The sequence below is a fragment of the Enterobacter sp. R-25 genome (assembly GCF_049913205.1).
GTDB classification, from domain to species: Bacteria; Pseudomonadota; Gammaproteobacteria; order Enterobacterales; family Enterobacteriaceae; genus Enterobacter; species Enterobacter ludwigii.
The window spans coordinates 3,938,390-3,956,055 of the sequence record NZ_CP183982.1; the positions used below are offsets into that span (position 1 = coordinate 3,938,390).

Annotated in this window: 22 protein-coding genes; 13 read left to right on the forward strand and 9 right to left on the reverse strand. The window is 55.0% G+C overall.

The window, feature by feature from the left end:
* Positions 1-10 precede the first annotated feature (10 nt).
* From ACN9MQ_RS18715 to ACN9MQ_RS18730, 4 genes are read right to left on the reverse strand one after another with little or no spacing between them, the layout of a single operon-like run.
* Positions 11-760, reverse strand: coding sequence for an SDR family oxidoreductase (locus tag ACN9MQ_RS18715; RefSeq protein ID WP_049023388.1), 750 nt, complete (start codon positions 758-760; stop codon positions 11-13).
* The gene (locus ACN9MQ_RS18720) at positions 760-1,782 is read right to left on the reverse strand and encodes an aromatic ring-hydroxylating oxygenase subunit alpha (RefSeq protein ID WP_020883703.1); all 1,023 of its coding nucleotides are present in this window, start codon (positions 1,780-1,782) and stop codon (positions 760-762) included. The genes ACN9MQ_RS18715 and ACN9MQ_RS18720 overlap by 1 nt, the downstream gene beginning before the upstream one ends.
* A gap of 10 nt (positions 1,783-1,792) precedes the next feature.
* Positions 1,793-2,101: a recombinase-like helix-turn-helix domain-containing protein gene (locus ACN9MQ_RS18725; protein WP_014171555.1), complete on the reverse strand. Its 309-nt coding sequence runs from the start codon at positions 2,099-2,101 to the stop codon at positions 1,793-1,795.
* Entirely contained in the window at positions 2,098-2,421 is a 324-nt protein-coding gene (locus tag ACN9MQ_RS18730) for a Rieske (2Fe-2S) protein (protein ID WP_013098654.1), read from the reverse strand. The genes ACN9MQ_RS18725 and ACN9MQ_RS18730 overlap by 4 nt, the downstream gene beginning before the upstream one ends.
* 417 nt (positions 2,422-2,838) lie before the next feature.
* On the opposite strand from ACN9MQ_RS18730, the gene ACN9MQ_RS18735 reads away from it, so the two are divergent.
* Entirely contained in the window at positions 2,839-4,050 is a 1,212-nt protein-coding gene (locus ACN9MQ_RS18735) for an MFS transporter (protein ID WP_032678945.1), read from the forward strand.
* Positions 4,051-4,053: 3 nt separating this feature from the next.
* Here the strand turns inward: ACN9MQ_RS18735 and speB are convergent, their stop codons facing one another.
* From speB to ACN9MQ_RS18755, 4 genes are all read right to left on the reverse strand, one after another.
* On the reverse strand, positions 4,054-4,974 hold the full coding sequence (gene speB / locus ACN9MQ_RS18740; RefSeq protein ID WP_014071686.1) for an agmatinase: 921 nt from the start codon (positions 4,972-4,974) through the stop codon (positions 4,054-4,056).
* A 209-nt stretch (positions 4,975-5,183) separates the two neighbouring features.
* Entirely contained in the window at positions 5,184-7,160 is a 1,977-nt protein-coding gene (gene speA / locus ACN9MQ_RS18745) for a biosynthetic arginine decarboxylase (RefSeq protein ID WP_020883700.1), read from the reverse strand.
* An 8-nt stretch (positions 7,161-7,168) separates the two neighbouring features.
* The gene (gene yqgB / locus ACN9MQ_RS18750) at positions 7,169-7,300 is read right to left on the reverse strand and encodes an acid stress response protein YqgB (RefSeq protein WP_071605459.1); all 132 of its coding nucleotides are present in this window, start codon (positions 7,298-7,300) and stop codon (positions 7,169-7,171) included.
* Between the two features lie 94 nt (positions 7,301-7,394).
* A complete protein-coding gene (locus tag ACN9MQ_RS18755; protein ID WP_419763464.1) occupies positions 7,395-7,538 on the reverse strand; it encodes a hypothetical protein in 144 nt (47 codons plus the stop codon).
* A gap of 94 nt (positions 7,539-7,632) precedes the next feature.
* Here ACN9MQ_RS18755 and ACN9MQ_RS18760 point away from each other — a divergent pair, with 94 nt between their 5' ends.
* The 9 genes from ACN9MQ_RS18760 to ruvX all read left to right on the forward strand — a co-directional run bounded on the left by ACN9MQ_RS18760 (position 7,633) and on the right by ruvX (position 15,074).
* Positions 7,633-7,815, forward strand: coding sequence for a hypothetical protein (locus ACN9MQ_RS18760; RefSeq protein ID WP_025203262.1), 183 nt, complete (start codon positions 7,633-7,635; stop codon positions 7,813-7,815).
* A 147-nt stretch (positions 7,816-7,962) separates the two neighbouring features.
* Entirely contained in the window at positions 7,963-9,117 is a 1,155-nt protein-coding gene (metK, locus tag ACN9MQ_RS18765; protein ID WP_014171559.1) for a methionine adenosyltransferase, read from the forward strand.
* Positions 9,118-9,484: 367 nt separating this feature from the next.
* Entirely contained in the window at positions 9,485-10,882 is a 1,398-nt protein-coding gene (gene galP, locus ACN9MQ_RS18770) for a galactose/proton symporter (RefSeq protein ID WP_014171560.1), read from the forward strand.
* A gap of 58 nt (positions 10,883-10,940) precedes the next feature.
* Positions 10,941-11,438: a SprT family zinc-dependent metalloprotease gene (locus ACN9MQ_RS18775; protein WP_032670169.1), complete on the forward strand. Its 498-nt coding sequence runs from the start codon at positions 10,941-10,943 to the stop codon at positions 11,436-11,438.
* Positions 11,439-11,532: 94 nt separating this feature from the next.
* Complete coding sequence (endA, locus tag ACN9MQ_RS18780) at positions 11,533-12,240, forward strand: deoxyribonuclease I (protein ID WP_020883698.1); 708 nt, start codon at positions 11,533-11,535, stop codon at positions 12,238-12,240.
* 52 nt (positions 12,241-12,292) lie between these two features.
* Complete coding sequence (rsmE, locus tag ACN9MQ_RS18785) at positions 12,293-13,024, forward strand: 16S rRNA (uracil(1498)-N(3))-methyltransferase (protein WP_426021159.1); 732 nt, start codon at positions 12,293-12,295, stop codon at positions 13,022-13,024.
* A 39-nt stretch (positions 13,025-13,063) separates the two neighbouring features.
* Entirely contained in the window at positions 13,064-14,011 is a 948-nt protein-coding gene (gene gshB, locus ACN9MQ_RS18790; protein ID WP_410395118.1) for a glutathione synthase, read from the forward strand.
* A gap of 86 nt (positions 14,012-14,097) precedes the next feature.
* A complete protein-coding gene (locus tag ACN9MQ_RS18795; protein ID WP_020883695.1) occupies positions 14,098-14,658 on the forward strand; it encodes a YqgE/AlgH family protein in 561 nt (186 codons plus the stop codon).
* Positions 14,658-15,074 carry a Holliday junction resolvase RuvX gene (ruvX, locus tag ACN9MQ_RS18800; RefSeq protein ID WP_014171567.1) on the forward strand — a complete coding sequence of 139 codons (417 nt, stop codon included), beginning with the start codon at positions 14,658-14,660 and terminating at the stop codon, positions 15,072-15,074. The genes ACN9MQ_RS18795 and ruvX overlap by 1 nt, the downstream gene beginning before the upstream one ends.
* Here the strand turns inward: ruvX and ACN9MQ_RS18805 are convergent.
* A complete protein-coding gene (locus ACN9MQ_RS18805) occupies positions 15,040-16,065 on the reverse strand; it encodes a type IV pilus twitching motility protein PilT (protein ID WP_044865461.1) in 1,026 nt (341 codons plus the stop codon). The two genes, ruvX and ACN9MQ_RS18805, sit on opposite strands and share 35 nt — an antisense overlap.
* Positions 16,066-16,082: 17 nt before the next feature.
* Between ACN9MQ_RS18805 and ACN9MQ_RS18810 the strand changes: the two genes are divergently transcribed.
* From ACN9MQ_RS18810 to yggU, 3 genes are read left to right on the forward strand one after another with little or no spacing between them, the layout of a single operon-like run.
* The gene (locus ACN9MQ_RS18810; protein WP_040018849.1) at positions 16,083-16,784 is read left to right on the forward strand and encodes a YggS family pyridoxal phosphate-dependent enzyme; all 702 of its coding nucleotides are present in this window, start codon (positions 16,083-16,085) and stop codon (positions 16,782-16,784) included.
* Positions 16,785-16,805: 21 nt separating this feature from the next.
* Entirely contained in the window at positions 16,806-17,372 is a 567-nt protein-coding gene (locus ACN9MQ_RS18815) for a YggT family protein (protein WP_014171570.1), read from the forward strand.
* Complete coding sequence (gene yggU / locus ACN9MQ_RS18820; protein WP_014885193.1) at positions 17,369-17,665, forward strand: DUF167 family protein YggU; 297 nt, start codon at positions 17,369-17,371, stop codon at positions 17,663-17,665. Before ACN9MQ_RS18815 ends, yggU begins: the two co-directional genes overlap by 4 nt.
* The last annotated feature ends 1 nt before the right edge of the window (position 17,666 follow it).

Below are 17,666 nucleotides of genomic sequence, written 5' to 3' on the forward strand. Positions count from 1 at the left end.
TTGCTTTACCTCAGTTAAAGACAAAACCGCCGTTGACCGGAATCAGCTGGCCGGTGATAAACCGCGACAGATCGCTTAACAGCCAGACCACGCTGCCGGTGACGTCTTCCGGCTGCTGCGCCCCGGTGAGCGCCCGGCCGTTTTCGTAAAGCTGATGCCGCTCTGCAGGAACATATTCCGTCGCTTCGACGCGGGTTAAACCCGGGGCGATGGCGTTAATACGAATGCGTTTTTCACCCAGCTCGCGCGCCATTGAACGGGTCATGGCAATCACGGCGCCCTTGCTGGCCACGTAGGCCATCAGACGCGGCGCGCCCCACAGCGCGGTATCGGAAGCCACATTGACAATGGCTGCCCCTTCGCGCAGCAGCGGTACCGCATCCCGGGTAACCAGCCAGGTGCCTTTAACGTTAACGCTCATCACCCGGTCCCACAGATCCGGATCGTAATCAAGCATGTCCTTGCCGCCGACCCCGGTCGCCATCGCCGCGTTATTGACCAGACCGTCGATCGGTCCCTGTTTGCCAATGGCGCTGAACACCCGCGAAATGGAGAGCGGATCGGCCAAATCGATAACGTGTGATTCAATCGCGTAGCCCTTCTCACTTAAGCCATGCGCGCTTTCAGCCAGCTCACCCTGAAGGATGTCGCACATCACCACCGCCGCGCCCTGCTCTGCGCAGGCTTTCGCGAAATGAAAGCCCAGCCCACGCGCGGCACCGGTTACCACGATGCGTTTCCCGTTCAGCAGCCCATTCATCAGGCGGCTCCCTGCTGAGCTTCACGCGCCGCCAGCTGCTCTTTCGCCGCTTTTTGCATCATGCGGCGCAGGCGCGAGAGGCCCACATCATGCTGGTAAAGGTATTCATGTTCCCGTGCATCTGGCGCCATGCTCTCCAGCACCACGCGGTCCTGCTCAAGGACTTCCCAGTGCAGTTTTTCCAGACGGTTACGGTACATGAAACGCCACATATCGCGCTGCCAGCCCTGCACGCGGCGGATACGCCAGAAGAAGACGCGGCAGTTATCGTTATCTTCCGGCACCACCATGCCAACAATGAAGAAGTGACCGCCCGGCCCGAAACGCTTCTTATAAGGAATGGACAAACGCATCCAGTAGGTGCCGCTGTTGCCCAGTTCAACCCAGTCGAAGTTGACGCCGCTCTGGCCTTTTTTCTCGAAGATAAACCCGGTTTTCGTCGGCTGCAGAACCATATCCGCTTTGCGATCCCCTTCCGCCATAGAGTGCGACGAAGAGTGCAGATAGGTGCCGTGCATCGGGTCCATCACGTTTTCCAGTGCGTACTGGTAATTGCATTTCCACGCGGCGGTGCAGAGAAAATTGCTGTAGGCGTCGGTGTCAGCCAGTTCGTCCGGGAAGCTCAGTTCGTCGGGTTGCTGATCGGCGGTAACGCCAAACCAAAGGAAGATGGCCCCGTGCACTTCCTGCACGTTGTAGCTGCGCACACATTGCTGGCCGACCAGCGGACATTTGTCCACCGCAGGCACATCCTTCACTTCGCCGTTGCCCGCCACTTCCACGCCGTGATACCAGCAGGCGATACGATCGCCCAGATTCCAGCCCATCGACAGACGCGCGCCACGGTGCGGACAGCGATCTTCCAGCGCCTGCACCTGGCCATCCTTGTTGCGCCAGACCACAATCTGTTCGCCCAGACGGGTGATCCCCACGGGCGCAGACTGAACTTCCCAGCTGGCCAGCACCGGGTACCAGAGGCCGCGCAGACCTTTATCAAGATAGTTTTGTACGGTAGTCGTCATCGCATTGCCCTCAGTAGCCGTTAACCTGTAAGAAAGCCTGGAAGCTGGCATCGCTCCATGGCTCGCCCTGCTGATCGTGCATACGTACCGCGTTCAGCCCGTTGACCAGTTCCGGCACGGTTTCAGCGCCCTGTTCGAAAAGGTCTTCCAGCGTGGAGATAAGCGTGATTTCCCAGTTTTCCGGTACGCGGCTGCGGGTCTGCCAGATCAGGTTCTGGTAATCACCGGGCTTATGGATGGCGCCGTTACCGCCCTCAGCCGGAGGGGTAAACTGACGGCTTTCCGGCAGCGCCGGGTTGAAGTTCAGACTTTCGCTCATGCCACTGTCTCCTCGACGAAGGTAATCTGGATCTGGTTTTCAAATACCCGAACCGGGTAACGATTGAGGTTACGTCCGCCGGGGCCGTGCAGGCACTGGCCGGTTTTGACATCGAAAACCGCCTCATGCAGCGGACATTCCACTTTACCGTCCTCGACGAAACCCTGACTCAGCAGCGCGTAAGCGTGCGGGCATACGTCTTCCAGCGCGTAATATTCGCCATCAATCAAATAAACGCCGATCTCTTTCCCCTCGACGTTACCGCTAAAAGGGAAATCTTCCTGTACTTGTTCTGCGTCACATACGCCTATCCAGCTCATCACGATCCTCCAGGCTTTTGTTTCATATATGAAACTCTGTTTCTTATTTAATACGGTCAATATAAAAGCGATGAATGTTTCGTCAAGCGCGAATGTGACGAATTTGTTAATCGGACGAGATTTAATTAGCTAAGTGTGCAAGCGATCACGAAAAAATGCAGCGATATGAAATTTTCATTATTCAGGCGTGAATGAATACATTTTTTTGATGATCTTTTATTTTTTAAAATAGAGATTGACTTCTTTTCTTTTTATTCCTTAAAAATTATCTGCGCACATACCTCTGGCGTTTCACCTGTGAAACTTTAATTTAATTTATCTTATTAAAACAATGAGTTTCACAGGTGAATCATTTTAGTTACGTGACAATAACGTTCATAAAAAATATAAACAGACAGCACGATTAAGGCGGATTAAATGACGGCAAGATGGCAAGGCACGTTGGCACTTCTGGTGCTCATTATTATTTCCTACGTTGACCGCGTAAATATCTCGGTGATGATTTTAAACCCTGAATTTGCCGAACATTTTCAGCTAAATGAAAACAGAATGTTACAAGGAATGCTCATGACCTGCTTTTTGCTGGGTTATGGTTTTTCCGCTTTACTATTGACCCCAGTTATCGAAAGCAAATTACATTACCGACAGGGATTGTTAACCAGCATTGCGATATGGGCCGTGGTTTGCGCCATCTCGCCACTGCTGGGGTCGCTGATGGGCATGCTCATCGCCCGCCTGATTTTAGGCATTGCCGAAGGCCCACTCTTTTCACTGAAAACACGCTTTATCAGCGATAACTTTAGCGCCGGAGAGATTGGCAAGCCCAACGCCGTTACCGCGCTGGGCGTTTCACTGGGGCTGGCTGTAGGCTTTCCGCTGATCACCTGGCTGATGGCACACCTTGGCTGGGCGGGCTCATTTTATGCCCTCGCGGCGATCAATCTGGCGCTGGGTGGGGGGTTAATCTGGCGTTTCCTGCCGGCCCCTCAACATACCGACAAGCGCCGGACGTCCGGGTTTGTGCAGACCTTTACGCTTGCCTGGCAGACGCCGCTTCTGGGCTGGATCCTGCTGGTTGAAATTGCCACGCTGAGTTATCTCTGGGGCAGCAGCGCCTGGCTTCCGGCCTGGCTGCGCGATGAACACCACTTCTCCCTGCACGCGACCGGCTTTCTCGCGGCTATCCCCTTCCTGCTGAGTCTTGGCTCAAAGTTTCTGGGCGGTGTGCTGCTCGACAAAATGCGCCCGGACCAGGCACCGCTGCTGTTTGTGGTGGGCGGGATCTTAACGGCGAGTTCCGTCGTCATGCTGATGCTGAGCCACCAGCCCGGTTGGCTGGCGCTGTTTATGCTCTCTGCCAATATTTTCTGGGGACTTCAGGGGGCAGCCATTCCGGCGGTTATCCAGCATCATGCGGCGCGGGAAGCCGTTGGCAGTGCCTACGGGATCATCAACGGGATTGGGAATATTTGCGCGGCGTTTATTCCGCTGCTGATGGGGATGGTCATGAAATCGGTGGGTTCAGTCAGCTCAGGGTTTTCGGTGCTGGTCGTCTCGCAGGTTATCACCCTGCTGGCAGGAGGCATGTTGCTGCTGCGCATGCGTCGCGCAGCAGCAATCCGGGCGTAAGGCTTATTCGCCTTTTTTCGCGGCCTGGATGTAGAGCATTTCCAGCGCGAGGGTGGCCGCTGCCAGAGCAGTGATCTCTGACTGGTCGTAAGCCGGAGCCACTTCCACCACGTCCATACCCACGATGTTCAGATCCTTCAGGCCGCGCACCAGTTTGATGGCGCGGTCAGAGGTCAGGCCGCCGATCACCGGCGTGCCGGTGCCCGGGGCAAACGCCGGATCCAGGCAGTCGATATCGAAGGTCAGGTAAACCGGCATATCGCCGACAATCTGTTTTACCTGAGCGATGATGTCATCCACGCCGCGATCGTTCACCTGGCCGGCATCCAGCACGGTGAAGCCGTTGTCTTTATCAAACTCGGTACGGATACCGATCTGCACAGAGTGGTTTGGATCGATCAGACCTTCGTTTGGCGCGGTGAAGAACATGGTGCCATGGTCGAATTCACAGCCGTTCGCGTAGGTGTCGGTATGGGCATCAAAATGCACCAGCGCCATCTTACCGAAGTGCTTCGCGTGAGCACGCAGCAGCGGCAGCGTGACGAAGTGGTCACCCCCGAAGGAGAGCATGCGTTTACCGGCAGCCAGCAGTTTTTCGGCATGGGCCTGCAGTTTTTCACTCATCTCGCGCGCGTCGCCAAAGGCGTACACCAGGTCACCGCAGTCAACCACGTTCAGGCGCTCGCGCATGTCGAAGTTCCACGGGAAGCGGTTGTGCTCCCAGGCCAGGTTAGTGGAGACCTGACGAATAGCTGCCGGACCATGACGGCCACCAGCACGGCCTGACGTGGCCATATCAAACGGCACGCCGGTGATCACCCAGTCAGCGTCACTGTCGTACGGCTGGAAGTTCATCGGGAGACGTAAAAAACCAAACGCGTTAGATACCAGAGAGTTATCGTACTGATGGCCTAAAGTGCTCATGTCCTGACCTCTTTAAAGTCGATACATTAAAAACAGATGAAAAAAAATCCCCTCCGCGTCGTTAAACCCGACGAGGAAGGGATTGATTCGTAAATCGCTTATTGGAGCGAATTATCGCCGCTAATTCATACGGGTTCAAGTGAGTATAGGCGAGGGTATTGCCCCTTGCCCTCACGCCGCCCCTCTCCAACAGAGAGAGGCAGGTTTACTTACTCGTCTTCCAGATAGGTGTATCCGTAAAGACCCGCTTCAAACTCTTCCAGGAACTGCTGCTGCAGCGCGTCGTCCAGACCGGTATTCTTCACCTGGTCACGGAACTGGGTCAGCAGCTTTTTCGGATCCAGCTGAACGTATTCGAGCATATCCGCCACGGTGTCCCCCTCGTCGGACAGCTCAACTTCCACGCTGCCGTCAGGGAAGACAAACACGTCAACCGCTTCGGTATCACCGAACAGGTTATGCATGTTGCCGAGGATCTCCTGATAAGCACCGACCATGAAGAAGCCCAGCATCGGCGGGTTCTCAGGATCGTACTCTGGCATAGGCATCGTGGTCGCGATACCGTCGCCGTCGACGTAGTGATCGATAGCACCGTCGGAGTCGCAGGTGATGTCCAGCAGCACCGCACGACGTTCCGGGGCGTGGTTCAGCCCTTCCAGCGGCAGAACCGGGAACAGCTGATCGATACCCCAGGCATCCGGCATCGACTGGAACAGTGAGAAGTTGACGTACATTTTGTCCGCCATGCGCTCCTGCAGTTCGTCAATAATCGGACGGTGAGCACGGTTGCTCGGGTCCAGCTGCTGCTGTACGTCGTGGCACATGTTCAGATAAAGCTGCTCAGCCCATGCGCGTTCCTGCAGGCTGAACGTGCCCGATGAATACCCCACATGAATATCATGCAGATCCATCTGGCTGTCGTGCAGCCACTCGCGCAGCGAACGGCGGGTACCCGGCTCGTGCATCTCCTGCCAGGTTTCCCACATGCTTTGCAGCGCACGAGGCGCGTCCTCAGCCGGTGGGGTTACCTCGGAAATTTCACTGCGTTCAACGCCGATAATGTTCGATACCAGCACGGTATGGTGTGCGGTAACCGCGCGACCAGACTCGGTGATCACCGTTGGGTGCGGCAGGCCGTGCTCTTCACAGGCATCGCCAATCGCCCAGATGATGTTATTGGCATATTCGTTCAGGCCGTAGTTCACGGAACAGTCGGACTGCGAGCGGGTACCTTCATAATCCACGCCCAGACCACCGCCCACGTCGAAGCACTGAATGTTTACGCCAAGCTTGTGCAGCTCAACGTAAAAACGTGCTGATTCGCGTACGCCGGTGGCGATGTCGCGAATGTTGGCCATCTGCGAGCCGAGGTGGAAGTGCAACAGCTGAATGCTGTCCAGACGACCACGCTCACGCAGAATCTCAACCAGCTGCAGAACCTGGGTCGCCGCGAGACCAAATTTGGATTTTTCGCCGCCTGAGGACTGCCACTTACCGGAACCCTGCGACGCCAGACGCGCACGCACGCCCAGACGCGGGATAACGTTCAGACGCTCTGCCTCTTCCAGCACGATAGCGATCTCTGTCATCTTCTCGATAACCAGATAGACTTTGTGGCCCATCTTTTCGCCAATCAGCGCCAGACGAATGTATTCACGGTCTTTATAACCGTTGCAGACGATCACCGAACGGGTCATGCCAGCATGTGCCAGCACGGCCATCAGCTCCGCTTTGGAACCCGCTTCCAGGCCCAGCGGTTCACCGGAGTGGATCAGGGATTCAATCACGCGGCGGTGCTGGTTCACCTTGATAGGGTAAACCAGGAAGTAATCGCCTTTATAGCCGTAAGATTCACGCGCGCGTTTAAACGCGGCGTTAATGGAACGCAGACGATGTTGCAGGATCTGCGGGAAGCAGAACAGTGCAGGCAAACGCTGGCCCTGCGCCTCGCGTGCTTTCACCAGTTTGGCGAGATCCACGCGCGCTTCAGGAACGTCAGGATCCGGGCAAACGCTGATATGGCCCAGTTCGTTGACGTCGTAGTAGTTATTGCCCCACCAGGCAATATTGTAAGTGCGCAGCATCTTGCTGGCTTCCTGGGAGCTCATCGCAACCTCCTGCATGGAACGTAGTACACCCTGTTCGCCCGCTGACGAAGGCGAAAGCGAAGACATGTCGTCAGACATAGCGAACCTCAACTCTTTGTATTAAGTGTAAAACAGTTGACTACTATCGCAGCGTTATACGGCGATAACAACCCATAAACGGATCCATTTCCCAGCAGACTATGCTGAAAACCAGACCGTGCGACCGGTTTCATATTCATATCATTGTAAACACGTGTCCGAACTTAATTATGACAACGTTCGGCGAAACCACGAGAAAACTCTTGTCTTAACAAGAGCGCCCTTGTTCAGTTTTCACAAAGCGTGACCGGCCCTGGAATCCTGAGAAGCCCCGAGATGGGTATAACATCGGCAGGTTTGCAGATTAGAAATGCGGGTTGCGGGAATCAAATACGCGCCAGAACGGCTGCGCTGAATTAGCGGAAAACACTGGTTCATTATCTCGAATCACCTCCACGGCCGCTCCTGCTGAAACGGACCACAAGCCAAAGCTAAAAGTTCACTGCTTAACCCGGCTGGAAGTGGCGACACGATGAGTTCATCGAGCGCTTATTGGTATGAGCCGCGCGCCGCGTTTTATACCGAGAACAGGGGTAAATTGCAAAAGATAAATGCGCGGGTTGCCAGCGCCGTCAGGAAAAATTTCCAGCAGCGAATTCAACTCAGTGAGAGGTTAGTCAAAAAAAACTGGAAATCGGGCGAAGAACTGACCTAAAATAGCCATCCAGATGTTAATCCATCCATACTGATTAACACTCAGACTGCCAGTGTCATTAACCTGCAGGCCTTGGTAGAATTATCTCCTTTGGCTATTCCACACAGCAGCTTGAGCTAAACAAATTCCTTTTAGGTGAAATAAAACATGGCAAAACACCTGTTTACGTCCGAGTCCGTATCAGAAGGACATCCAGATAAAATTGCTGACCAAATCTCCGATGCGGTGCTGGATGCGATCCTGACGCAGGATCCAAAAGCGCGCGTCGCGTGTGAAACCTACGTCAAAACCGGCATGGTTCTGGTTGGCGGTGAGATCACCACCAGCGCATGGGTGGATATCGAAGAGATCACCCGTAACACGGTTCGTGAGATCGGTTATGTCCATTCTGATATGGGCTTTGATGCCAACTCTTGTGCGGTACTGAGCGCAATTGGCAAACAGTCTCCGGACATCAACCAGGGCGTTGACCGTGCCGATCCGCTGGAACAGGGCGCGGGCGACCAGGGCCTGATGTTTGGTTATGCAACCAACGAAACTGACGTGCTGATGCCAGCGCCAGTGACCTACGCACACCGTCTGGTGCAGCGTCAGGCTGAAGTGCGCAAGAATGGCACCCTGCCGTGGCTGCGTCCTGATGCGAAAAGCCAGGTGACCTTCCAGTACGACGACGGCAAAATCGTCGGTATTGACGCGGTCGTTCTGTCTACTCAGCATTCCGAAGAGATCGACCAGAAATCCCTGCAGGAAGCAGTGATGGAAGAGATCATCAAGCCGGTTCTGCCAACTGAATGGCTGAGCTCCGCAACCAAATACTTCATCAACCCAACCGGACGCTTTGTAATCGGCGGCCCAATGGGTGACTGCGGTCTGACCGGCCGTAAAATCATCGTTGATACCTACGGCGGCATGGCGCGTCACGGTGGCGGTGCCTTCTCCGGTAAAGACCCGTCTAAAGTTGACCGTTCTGCTGCGTACGCTGCGCGTTATGTTGCGAAAAACATCGTTGCTGCTGGCCTGGCTGACCGCTGTGAGATTCAGGTTTCCTACGCTATCGGCGTGGCTGAACCGACCTCCATCATGGTTGAAACCTTTGGTACCGAGAAAGTGCCATCCGAGCAACTGACGCTGCTGGTGCGCGAGTTCTTCGACCTGCGCCCATACGGTCTGATTCAGATGCTGGATCTGCTGCACCCAATCTACAAAGAAACCGCTGCATACGGTCACTTTGGTCGTGAACATTTCCCATGGGAAAAAACCGACAAAGCCGCTCTGCTGCGTGAAGCTGCCGGTCTGAAATAATCGACTGACAGCGAATGTTAAAAAAGGCCAGCCCCGTGCTGGCCTTTTGCTTTTGTCAGCCAGAGAGCCTGACATTGCGCTTTGCGTGAAACCGATTACACCCCACCCGATATACCTCGCTTTCAGAATAATCTCTTTGCATGATCGCATGTCTTATGCTGTTACATTTCCTTTCAGTTAAGTCTGAAATTCATTCAAACGCGATGCGCATCAACTAATTTACCTCTATATTTTCAAAGCTTTAATTTTATTTACGGTTGCACACCAGTGTAACCGATTACACCAATGTGATTTATCTCACATATTTATACGGGTTGCTCACTTACCCTTAACATCGATAAAACTGATAACCCAACTGGAGGGCATAATGCCTGACAATAAAAAACAGGGGCGTACGTCCAATAAGGCGATGACATTTTTCGTCTGCTTCCTCGCCGCCCTGGCAGGATTACTTTTTGGCCTGGACATTGGCGTGATTGCCGGTGCGTTACCCTTTATCACTGAAGAGTTCCAGATAAGCGCTCACACCCAGGAGTGGGTAGTAAGTTCCATGATGTTTGGTGCGGCCGTGGGTGCCGTGGGCAGCGGCTGGCTCTCTTTCAGGCTGGGACGCAAAAAGAGCCTGATGATCGGTGCAATCCTGTTTGTTGCAGGTTCGCTCTTCTCAGCAGCGGCTCCAAACGTTGAGGTATTGCTGCTTTCTCGCGTGCTGCTTGGCCTGGCCGTGGGTGTCGCGTCGTATACAGCCCCACTCTATCTCTCTGAAATCGCACCCGAGAAAATCCGTGGCAGTATGATTTCGATGTACCAGCTGATGATCACCATCGGCATCCTCGGAGCTTACCTTTCCGATACCGCGTTCAGCTACAGCGGCGCATGGCGCTGGATGCTTGGCGTGATCATTATCCCTGCCATTCTGCTGCTGATTGGCGTTTTCTTCCTGCCGGACAGCCCACGCTGGTTTGCAGCGAAGCGTCGTTTCGTCGATGCCGAGCGCGTGCTGCTGCGACTGCGCGATACCAGCGCGGAAGCCAAAAACGAACTGGAAGAGATCCGCGAGAGCCTGAAGGTAAAACAGTCAGGCTGGGCGCTGTTTAAAGAGAACAGCAACTTCCGTCGTGCGGTATTCCTGGGCGTGCTCCTGCAGGTGATGCAGCAGTTCACCGGGATGAACGTCATCATGTACTACGCGCCAAAAATCTTTGAACTGGCGGGGTATACCAATACCACCGAGCAGATGTGGGGGACCGTCATCGTTGGGTTGACCAACGTTCTGGCGACCTTTATCGCTATCGGTCTGGTGGACCGCTGGGGCCGTAAGCCAACCCTGACGCTGGGCTTCCTGGTGATGGCCGCCGGTATGGGTGTTCTCGGCACGATGATGCACGTGGGGATTCACTCTCCAACCGCCCAGTATTTCGCAGTGGGCATGCTGCTGATGTTTATCGTCGGGTTTGCGATGAGCGCCGGTCCGCTGATTTGGGTGCTGTGCTCTGAAATCCAGCCGCTGAAAGGGCGTGATTTCGGTATCACCTGCTCCACCGCGACCAACTGGATTGCCAACATGATTGTGGGTGCGACGTTCCTGACCATGCTCAATACGCTGGGCAACGCGAACACCTTCTGGGTCTACTCCGGCCTGAACATCTTCTTTATTGTTCTGACGCTGTGGCTGGTTCCTGAAACCAAACACGTGTCACTGGAACATATTGAACGTAACCTGATGAAAGGTCGTCCACTGCGCGAGATTGGCGCACACGACTAATTCTCTGGCGGGAGGTGCCTCTTGCACCTCCCCGCTTCGCGCTTTATGCTCTGCCCCTATGAAAGCACCCCGTCTCCCCATCGCCCTTCAGCAAGCCGTTATGCGCAGCCTGCGGGAAAAACTCGCCCAGGCCAACCTGAAACTCGGCCGGAATTACCCTGAGCCGAAACTCGTCTACCAACAACGTGGCACGGCGGCGGGCACGGCGTGGCTCGAATCCTATGAGATCCGCCTGAACCCGGTGCTGATGCTGGAAAATCAGCAGGCGTTTATTGAGGAAGTGGTGCCACACGAGCTGGCGCACCTGCTGGTATGGAAACACTTTGGCCGCGTGGCACCCCACGGCAAAGAGTGGAAGTGGATGATGGAAGCCGTGCTGGGCGTTCCGGCACGCAGAACCCATCAGTTTGAACTTGAGTCGGTACGCCGCAATACCTTCCCCTACCGCTGCCAGTGTCAGCAGCATCAGCTTACCGTTCGCCGTCATAATCGCGTGGTGCGCGGCGAGGCCACCTACCGTTGCGTCAAATGTGGTGAACCGCTGGTCGCGGAATAACCAACTGAACTTTCAGGAACTTTCCTGATCTGACTGATTGCATACAGGAACAACATTCGTTACGTTGCGGGCTCGTTTTGACACGGAGTGTAAGATGTCCCGTAATTTTTCTCTCGCGGTCGCCTTTCTGGCGACAGCACTCTCCGGCCAGGCTCTGGCCGACGGTATTAACAGTTTCTCCCAGGCAAAAGCGGCAGGCGTAAAGGTCAACGCGGATGTTCCCGGTGATTTTTATTGCGGCTGTAAAATTAACTGGCAGGGTAAAAAAGGGATCGTTGATCTCGAATCCTGCGGCTATAAAGTGCGCAAGAATGAAAACCGCGCCAGCCGCATCGAGTGGGAACACGTGGTACCGGCATGGCAGTTTGGCCACCAGCGTCAGTGCTGGCAGGATGGCGGTCGTAAAAATTGCGCCAAAGATCCGGTCTATCGCCAGATGGAAAGCGATATGCACAACCTGCAACCCGCGGTTGGCGAGGTGAATGGCGATCGCGGCAACTTTATGTACAGCCAGTGGAACGGCGGAGAGGGTCAGTACGGCCAGTGCGGCATGAAAGTTGATTTTAAAGAGAAAGTCGCTGAGCCCCCGGCCCGCGCGCGCGGCAGTATCGCCCGCACCTATTTCTATATGCGTGACCGTTACGACCTCAACCTTTCCCGCCAGCAGACGCAGCTGTTCAACGCATGGGACAAGCAATATCCGGTGACGGAATGGGAATGCCAGCGTGACGCGCGCATCGCGAAAGTTCAGGGTAATCACAACCCTTACGTCCAGCGGGCTTGCCAGGCGCAAAAGAGCTAACCTACACTAGCGGCAATTCGCTTACACCGCATGACATATGGAATTTCTGACTATGCGCATTCCTCGCATCTACCACCCTGAGCTGATTACCGTCGGCCGCGAAATTGCCCTCTCTGACGATGCCGCCAACCATGTTGGTCGCGTACTGCGCATGGGAGCAGGACAAGCTATTCAGCTGTTTGATGGTTCGAATCAGGTTTTCGACGCGGAAATTACGCGTGCTGATAAAAAAAGCGTGCATGTAACGATATTGCGCGGCGAAGTGGATGACCGTGAATCTCCGCTGCACATACACCTGGGACAGGTGATGTCGCGCGGAGAAAAGATGGAATTCACCATCCAGAAATCCATTGAACTGGGTGTAAGCCTCATTACGCCACTTTTTTCTGAGCGCTGTGGCGTTAAACTGGATGCGGAACGTCTGAATAAAAAGATCCAGCAGTGGCAGAAAATTGCCATTGCTGCCTGTGAACAGAGTGGCCGCAACCGTATTCCGGAGATCCGCCCGGCGATGGATCTGGAGGACTGGTGTGCTGAAGAGGAAAGCGGGCTGAAACTCAATCTCCATCCACGCGCCAGCGCCAGCATCAATACGCTGCCGCTACCCGTTGAACGTGTTCGCCTGCTGATTGGTCCGGAAGGCGGCTTGTCCGCTGGCGAAATTGCCATGACGGCGCGTTATCAGTTTACTGATATTCTGTTGGGACCTCGCGTTCTGCGTACTGAGACAACGGCACTCACAGCCATTACCGCGCTACAGGTGCGTTTTGGCGATCTGGGTTAACGCTAAGCCTGAGCCCTCAGGCTTTTAACGGAGATGAAAATGATCAAGCTCGGCATCGTGATGGATCCCATCGCAAACATTAACATCAAGAAAGATTCCAGCTTCGCGATGCTGCTGGAAGCGCAGCGTCGCGGCTATGAACTCCACTACATGGAGATGAACGATCTTTACCTGATCAACGGTGAAGCCCGCGCACGTACCCGCATCGTTAACGTCGAGCAGAATTACGACAAATGGTATGAATTCGGCACCGAGCAGGATATTGCCCTTGCCGACCTCAATGTCATTCTGATGCGTAAAGACCCTCCGTTCGACACCGAATACATCTACTGCACCTATATCCTTGAGCGCGCGGAAGAGAAAGGAACGCTGATCGTCAACAAACCGCAGAGCCTGCGCGACTGTAACGAGAAGCTCTACACCGCATGGTTCTCTGACCTGACGCCTGAAACGCTGGTGACCCGCAACAAGGCACAGCTGAAAGCGTTCTGGCAGAAACACAGCGACATCATCATGAAACCGCTGGACGGCATGGGTGGCGCATCTATTTTCCGCGTGAAAGAGAGCGACCCGAATATTGGGGTGATTGCCGAAACGCTGACCGAGCTGGGCACGCGTTACTGCATGGCACAAAACTACCTCCCGGCCATTAAAGATGGCGATAAACGCGTTCTGGTGGTGGATGGTGAACCGGTGCCGTATTGCCTCGCGCGTATCCCGCAGGGCGGCGAAACCCGCGGTAACCTGGCGGCCGGTGGCCGCGGTGAGCCGCGCCCGTTAAGTGAAAGCGACTGGGAAATTGCCCGCCGCGTTGGCCCGACACTGAAAGCCAAGGGCCTGATTTTTGTCGGCCTGGATATCATCGGCGATCGCCTGACCGAAGTGAACGTGACCAGCCCAACCTGTATTCGTGAAATCGAAGCGGAATTCCCGATTTCGATCACCGGAATGCTGATGGACGCCATCGAGAAACGTTTACAGAAATAACCTTTCAATACTATTAGTGACAGCACCCCGGTTTGTCCGCATACTGGGGCTGTCGCTTTTTAAACCAGGAAACAGTACCTCTGACAATGAATTTACAGCATCACTTTCTTATTGCCATGCCTGCTCTCCAGGATCCGATTTTTCGCCGCGCCGTGGTTTATATTTGTGAATACAATGAAGACGGCGCGATGGGCATTATCATCAACAAACCGCTGGAAAACCTGCAGGTTGAAGGGATTCTGGACAAGCTGAAAATTTCGGCTGAAGAGCGTCTGCCGGAAATCAGGCTTGATAAACCGGTGATGCTGGGCGGGCCACTCGCAGAGGATCGCGGTTTTATCCTGCATACACCGCCGGTCTTCTCTTCCAGTATTCGCATCTCTGACAACACCGTCATTACGACCTCTCGCGACGTGCTCGAAACGCTGGGTACCGCTGAGCAGCCGTCGGAAGTGCTGGTGGCCCTGGGCTACTCCTCCTGGGAGAAAGGCCAGCTTGAGCAAGAGATCCTCGATAACGCCTGGCTGACCGCGCCTGCGGACATGAACATTCTGTTTAAAACCCCTATTGCCGATCGCTGGCGTGACGCCGCGAAACTGATCGGCATTGATATCCTGACTATGCCTGGCGTAGCGGGGCATGCCTGATGAGCGGAACACTTCTGGCCTTCGATTTTGGCACCAAAAGCATAGGCGTCGCCGTGGGTCAGCGAATCACGGGTACCGCACGTCCACTCACGGCCCTGAAGGCCAGTGACGGCACACCGGACTGGAACCTCATTGAGCGCCTGCTAAAAGAGTGGCAGCCGGATGACGTCATCGTTGGGTTACCGCTGAACATGGATGGCACTGAACAACCGCTTACCGCCCGAGCGCGTAAGTTCGCCAATAAAATCCATGGCCGCTTTGGCGTCTCCGTGAAGCTCCACGACGAGCGTCTGAGCACCGTTGAAGCACGTGCAGGTCTTTTTGAACACGGCGGCTTCAGGGCTCTCAACAAAGGCAGCGTTGACTCCGCGTCTGCTGTCATCATTCTCGAAAGCTATTTCGAACAGGGTTATTGAGCGCCGGGGCCTGAAGTTGCCCCTGCGCCCGTCTTTCAGCCAGGCTCTGGTCAAAGTTCTGCATCCCCGCCTGCTGGCCGGTTTGAATAATACCGGGCAATTGCCACGTTTTTCCTTCGCGAATGAGATTCGCCGCCGCCGGAGTATTCACCAGCAGCTCATAAAGCGCCACGCGCCCGCCCTGCGCATCGGGGAGGAGCTTTTGCGCCAGCACCGCCCGCAGGCTGCCGGCCAGCTGATTGCGCACCGGATCTTTCTCCTGCGCCGGAAACGTATCGACCAGCCGCTCAATCGCCTGCGCTGCCCCGCGGGTATGCAGTGTCGCGAGCACCAGATGTCCGGTTTCTGCCGCCGTCAGCGCGAGGCGGATTGTTTCACTGTCGCGCAGCTCACCCAGCAGTATGACATCAGGATCCTGGCGTAACGCCCCGCGCAGCGCGTCGGCAAATGACGGGCTGTGTTGGCCAATCTCGCGCTGCTGGATCAGGCACCGTTCGCTCTGGTACAGAAACTCCACCGGGTCTTCGAGCGTCAGAATATGCCCGTCAGTATGGTGATTAAGAAAATCCACCATCGCTGCCAGCGTAGTGGACTTACCGCTGCCGGTTGCCCCGGTGACCAGAATTAGCCCGTTGTCACTGGATAACAGCTCAGGAACAACCCGGGGCACCCCCAACACGGAGAGTTGCGGGCAGACCCCGGGCAACAGCCGCAGCGTCATTGAGACGCCGCTTGTCTGTTTAAACGCGCTTCCGCGCAGGCGCTGATTGCCCGCCAGGGTAACGGCAAAATCCACCTGCCCGTTCGCCCACCACGTTCCCTGCTGTTCATCGTTGAGCCACGCTTTTAATAGCGTATCGACTTCGGGAGGCGGAAACGGCGCGGGTTCAAGACGACCTGATCTGCGCCAGCGCGGTGGCGAATCACTGCACAGGTGTAGATCGGAGACATTATGCTTTACACTAAGGGCCACAATTTCTTCCACATCCATACAATACTCCTCGGAAAATGAACGACATTGCGCACAACCTGGCACAGGTCCGGGACAAAATCTCAGCTGCAGCAACACGTTGCGGCCGTGCTTCAGAAGAAATTACGTTACTTGCAGTGAGTAAAACCAAGCCTGCGAGCGCCATCGCAGATGCGATTGAGGCGGGTCAGCATGCGTTTGGTGAAAACTACGTGCAGGAGGGCGTGGATAAAATTCGCTTCTTCCAGGAACAGGGGAAGACGGATCTGCAATGGCACTTTATTGGCCCCTTGCAGTCGAACAAAAGCCGTCTGGTCGCTGAACATTTCGACTGGTGCCATACCATTGACCGTTTGCGTATTGCTTCGCGCCTGAACGACCAGCGCCCTGAAGCGTTACCGCCGCTGAATGTGCTGATTCAGGTCAACATCAGTGACGAAAACAGCAAGTCCGGTATTGCACTGGAAGAACTGGATGCGCTGGCAGCAGATGTCGCGGCACTGCCGCGCTTAACCTTGCGCGGGTTAATGGCCATCCCTGCACCGGAGTCAAGTTATGAAAGGCAGTTTGCCGTGGCACAGCAAATGGCTGTAGCATTTGAGGCGCTTAAAGGGCGCTATGAAACGGTAGACACGCTTTCTCTGGGCATGTCGGATGATATGGAAGCCGCCATCGCGGCAGGCAGCACTATGGTGCGCATCGGCACAGCAATTTTCGGTGCGCGCGATTACACCCAATAATAAGGAAACCTGAGGAACGCCATGAAGACGTTGACTTTCCTGCTTTCAACGGTCATTGAGCTGTATACGATGGCGCTGTTACTGCGCGTCTGGATGCAGTGGGCCCGCTGTGATTTTTACAATCCGTTCTCGCAGTTTGTCGTGAAAATCACGCAACCTATCGTAGGACCGCTGCGTCGCGTCATTCCGGCGATGGGCCCCATTGACAGTGCTTCTCTGCTGGTCGCGTTTATTCTGAGCGTGATCAAAGCGATTGTGCTGTTTATGGTTATCACCTTCCAGCCGATAATCTGGATTGCCGCCGTACTGATTCTGATAAAAACCGTCGGTCTGCTGATCTTCTGGGTGCTGCTGGTCATGGCGATCATGAGCTGGGTAAGCCAGGGCCGTAGTCCGGTGGAGTACGCGTTAATTCAGCTGGCTGAACCGCTTCTGCGTCCAATCCGTAACCTGCTTCCGTCTATGGGCGGCATCGATTTCTCTCCGATGATCCTGGTTCTGCTGCTGTACGTCGTGAATATGGGGATCGCTGAGCTGTTACAGTCCACGGGCGACATGCTGCTGCCGGGGCTGTGGATGGCGCTATGAGTGCAGTGAGCACCTGCGCTGACGGGCTGGTTTTACGGCTGTATATTCAGCCGAAAGCCAGCCGTGACAGTATTGTTGGACTGCATGGCGACGAGCTAAAAGTCGCCATCACTGCCCCACCGGTTGATGGCCAGGCGAATGCGCATCTGACCAAATATCTGGCAAAACAGTTTCGTGTCGCCAAAAGCCAGGTGATCATCGAGAAAGGTGAACTTGGGCGGCATAAACAGGTAAAAATTCTCAACCCGCAATCTATCCCGACGGAAGTCGCGGCGCTGACAGAGCAGGATTAAA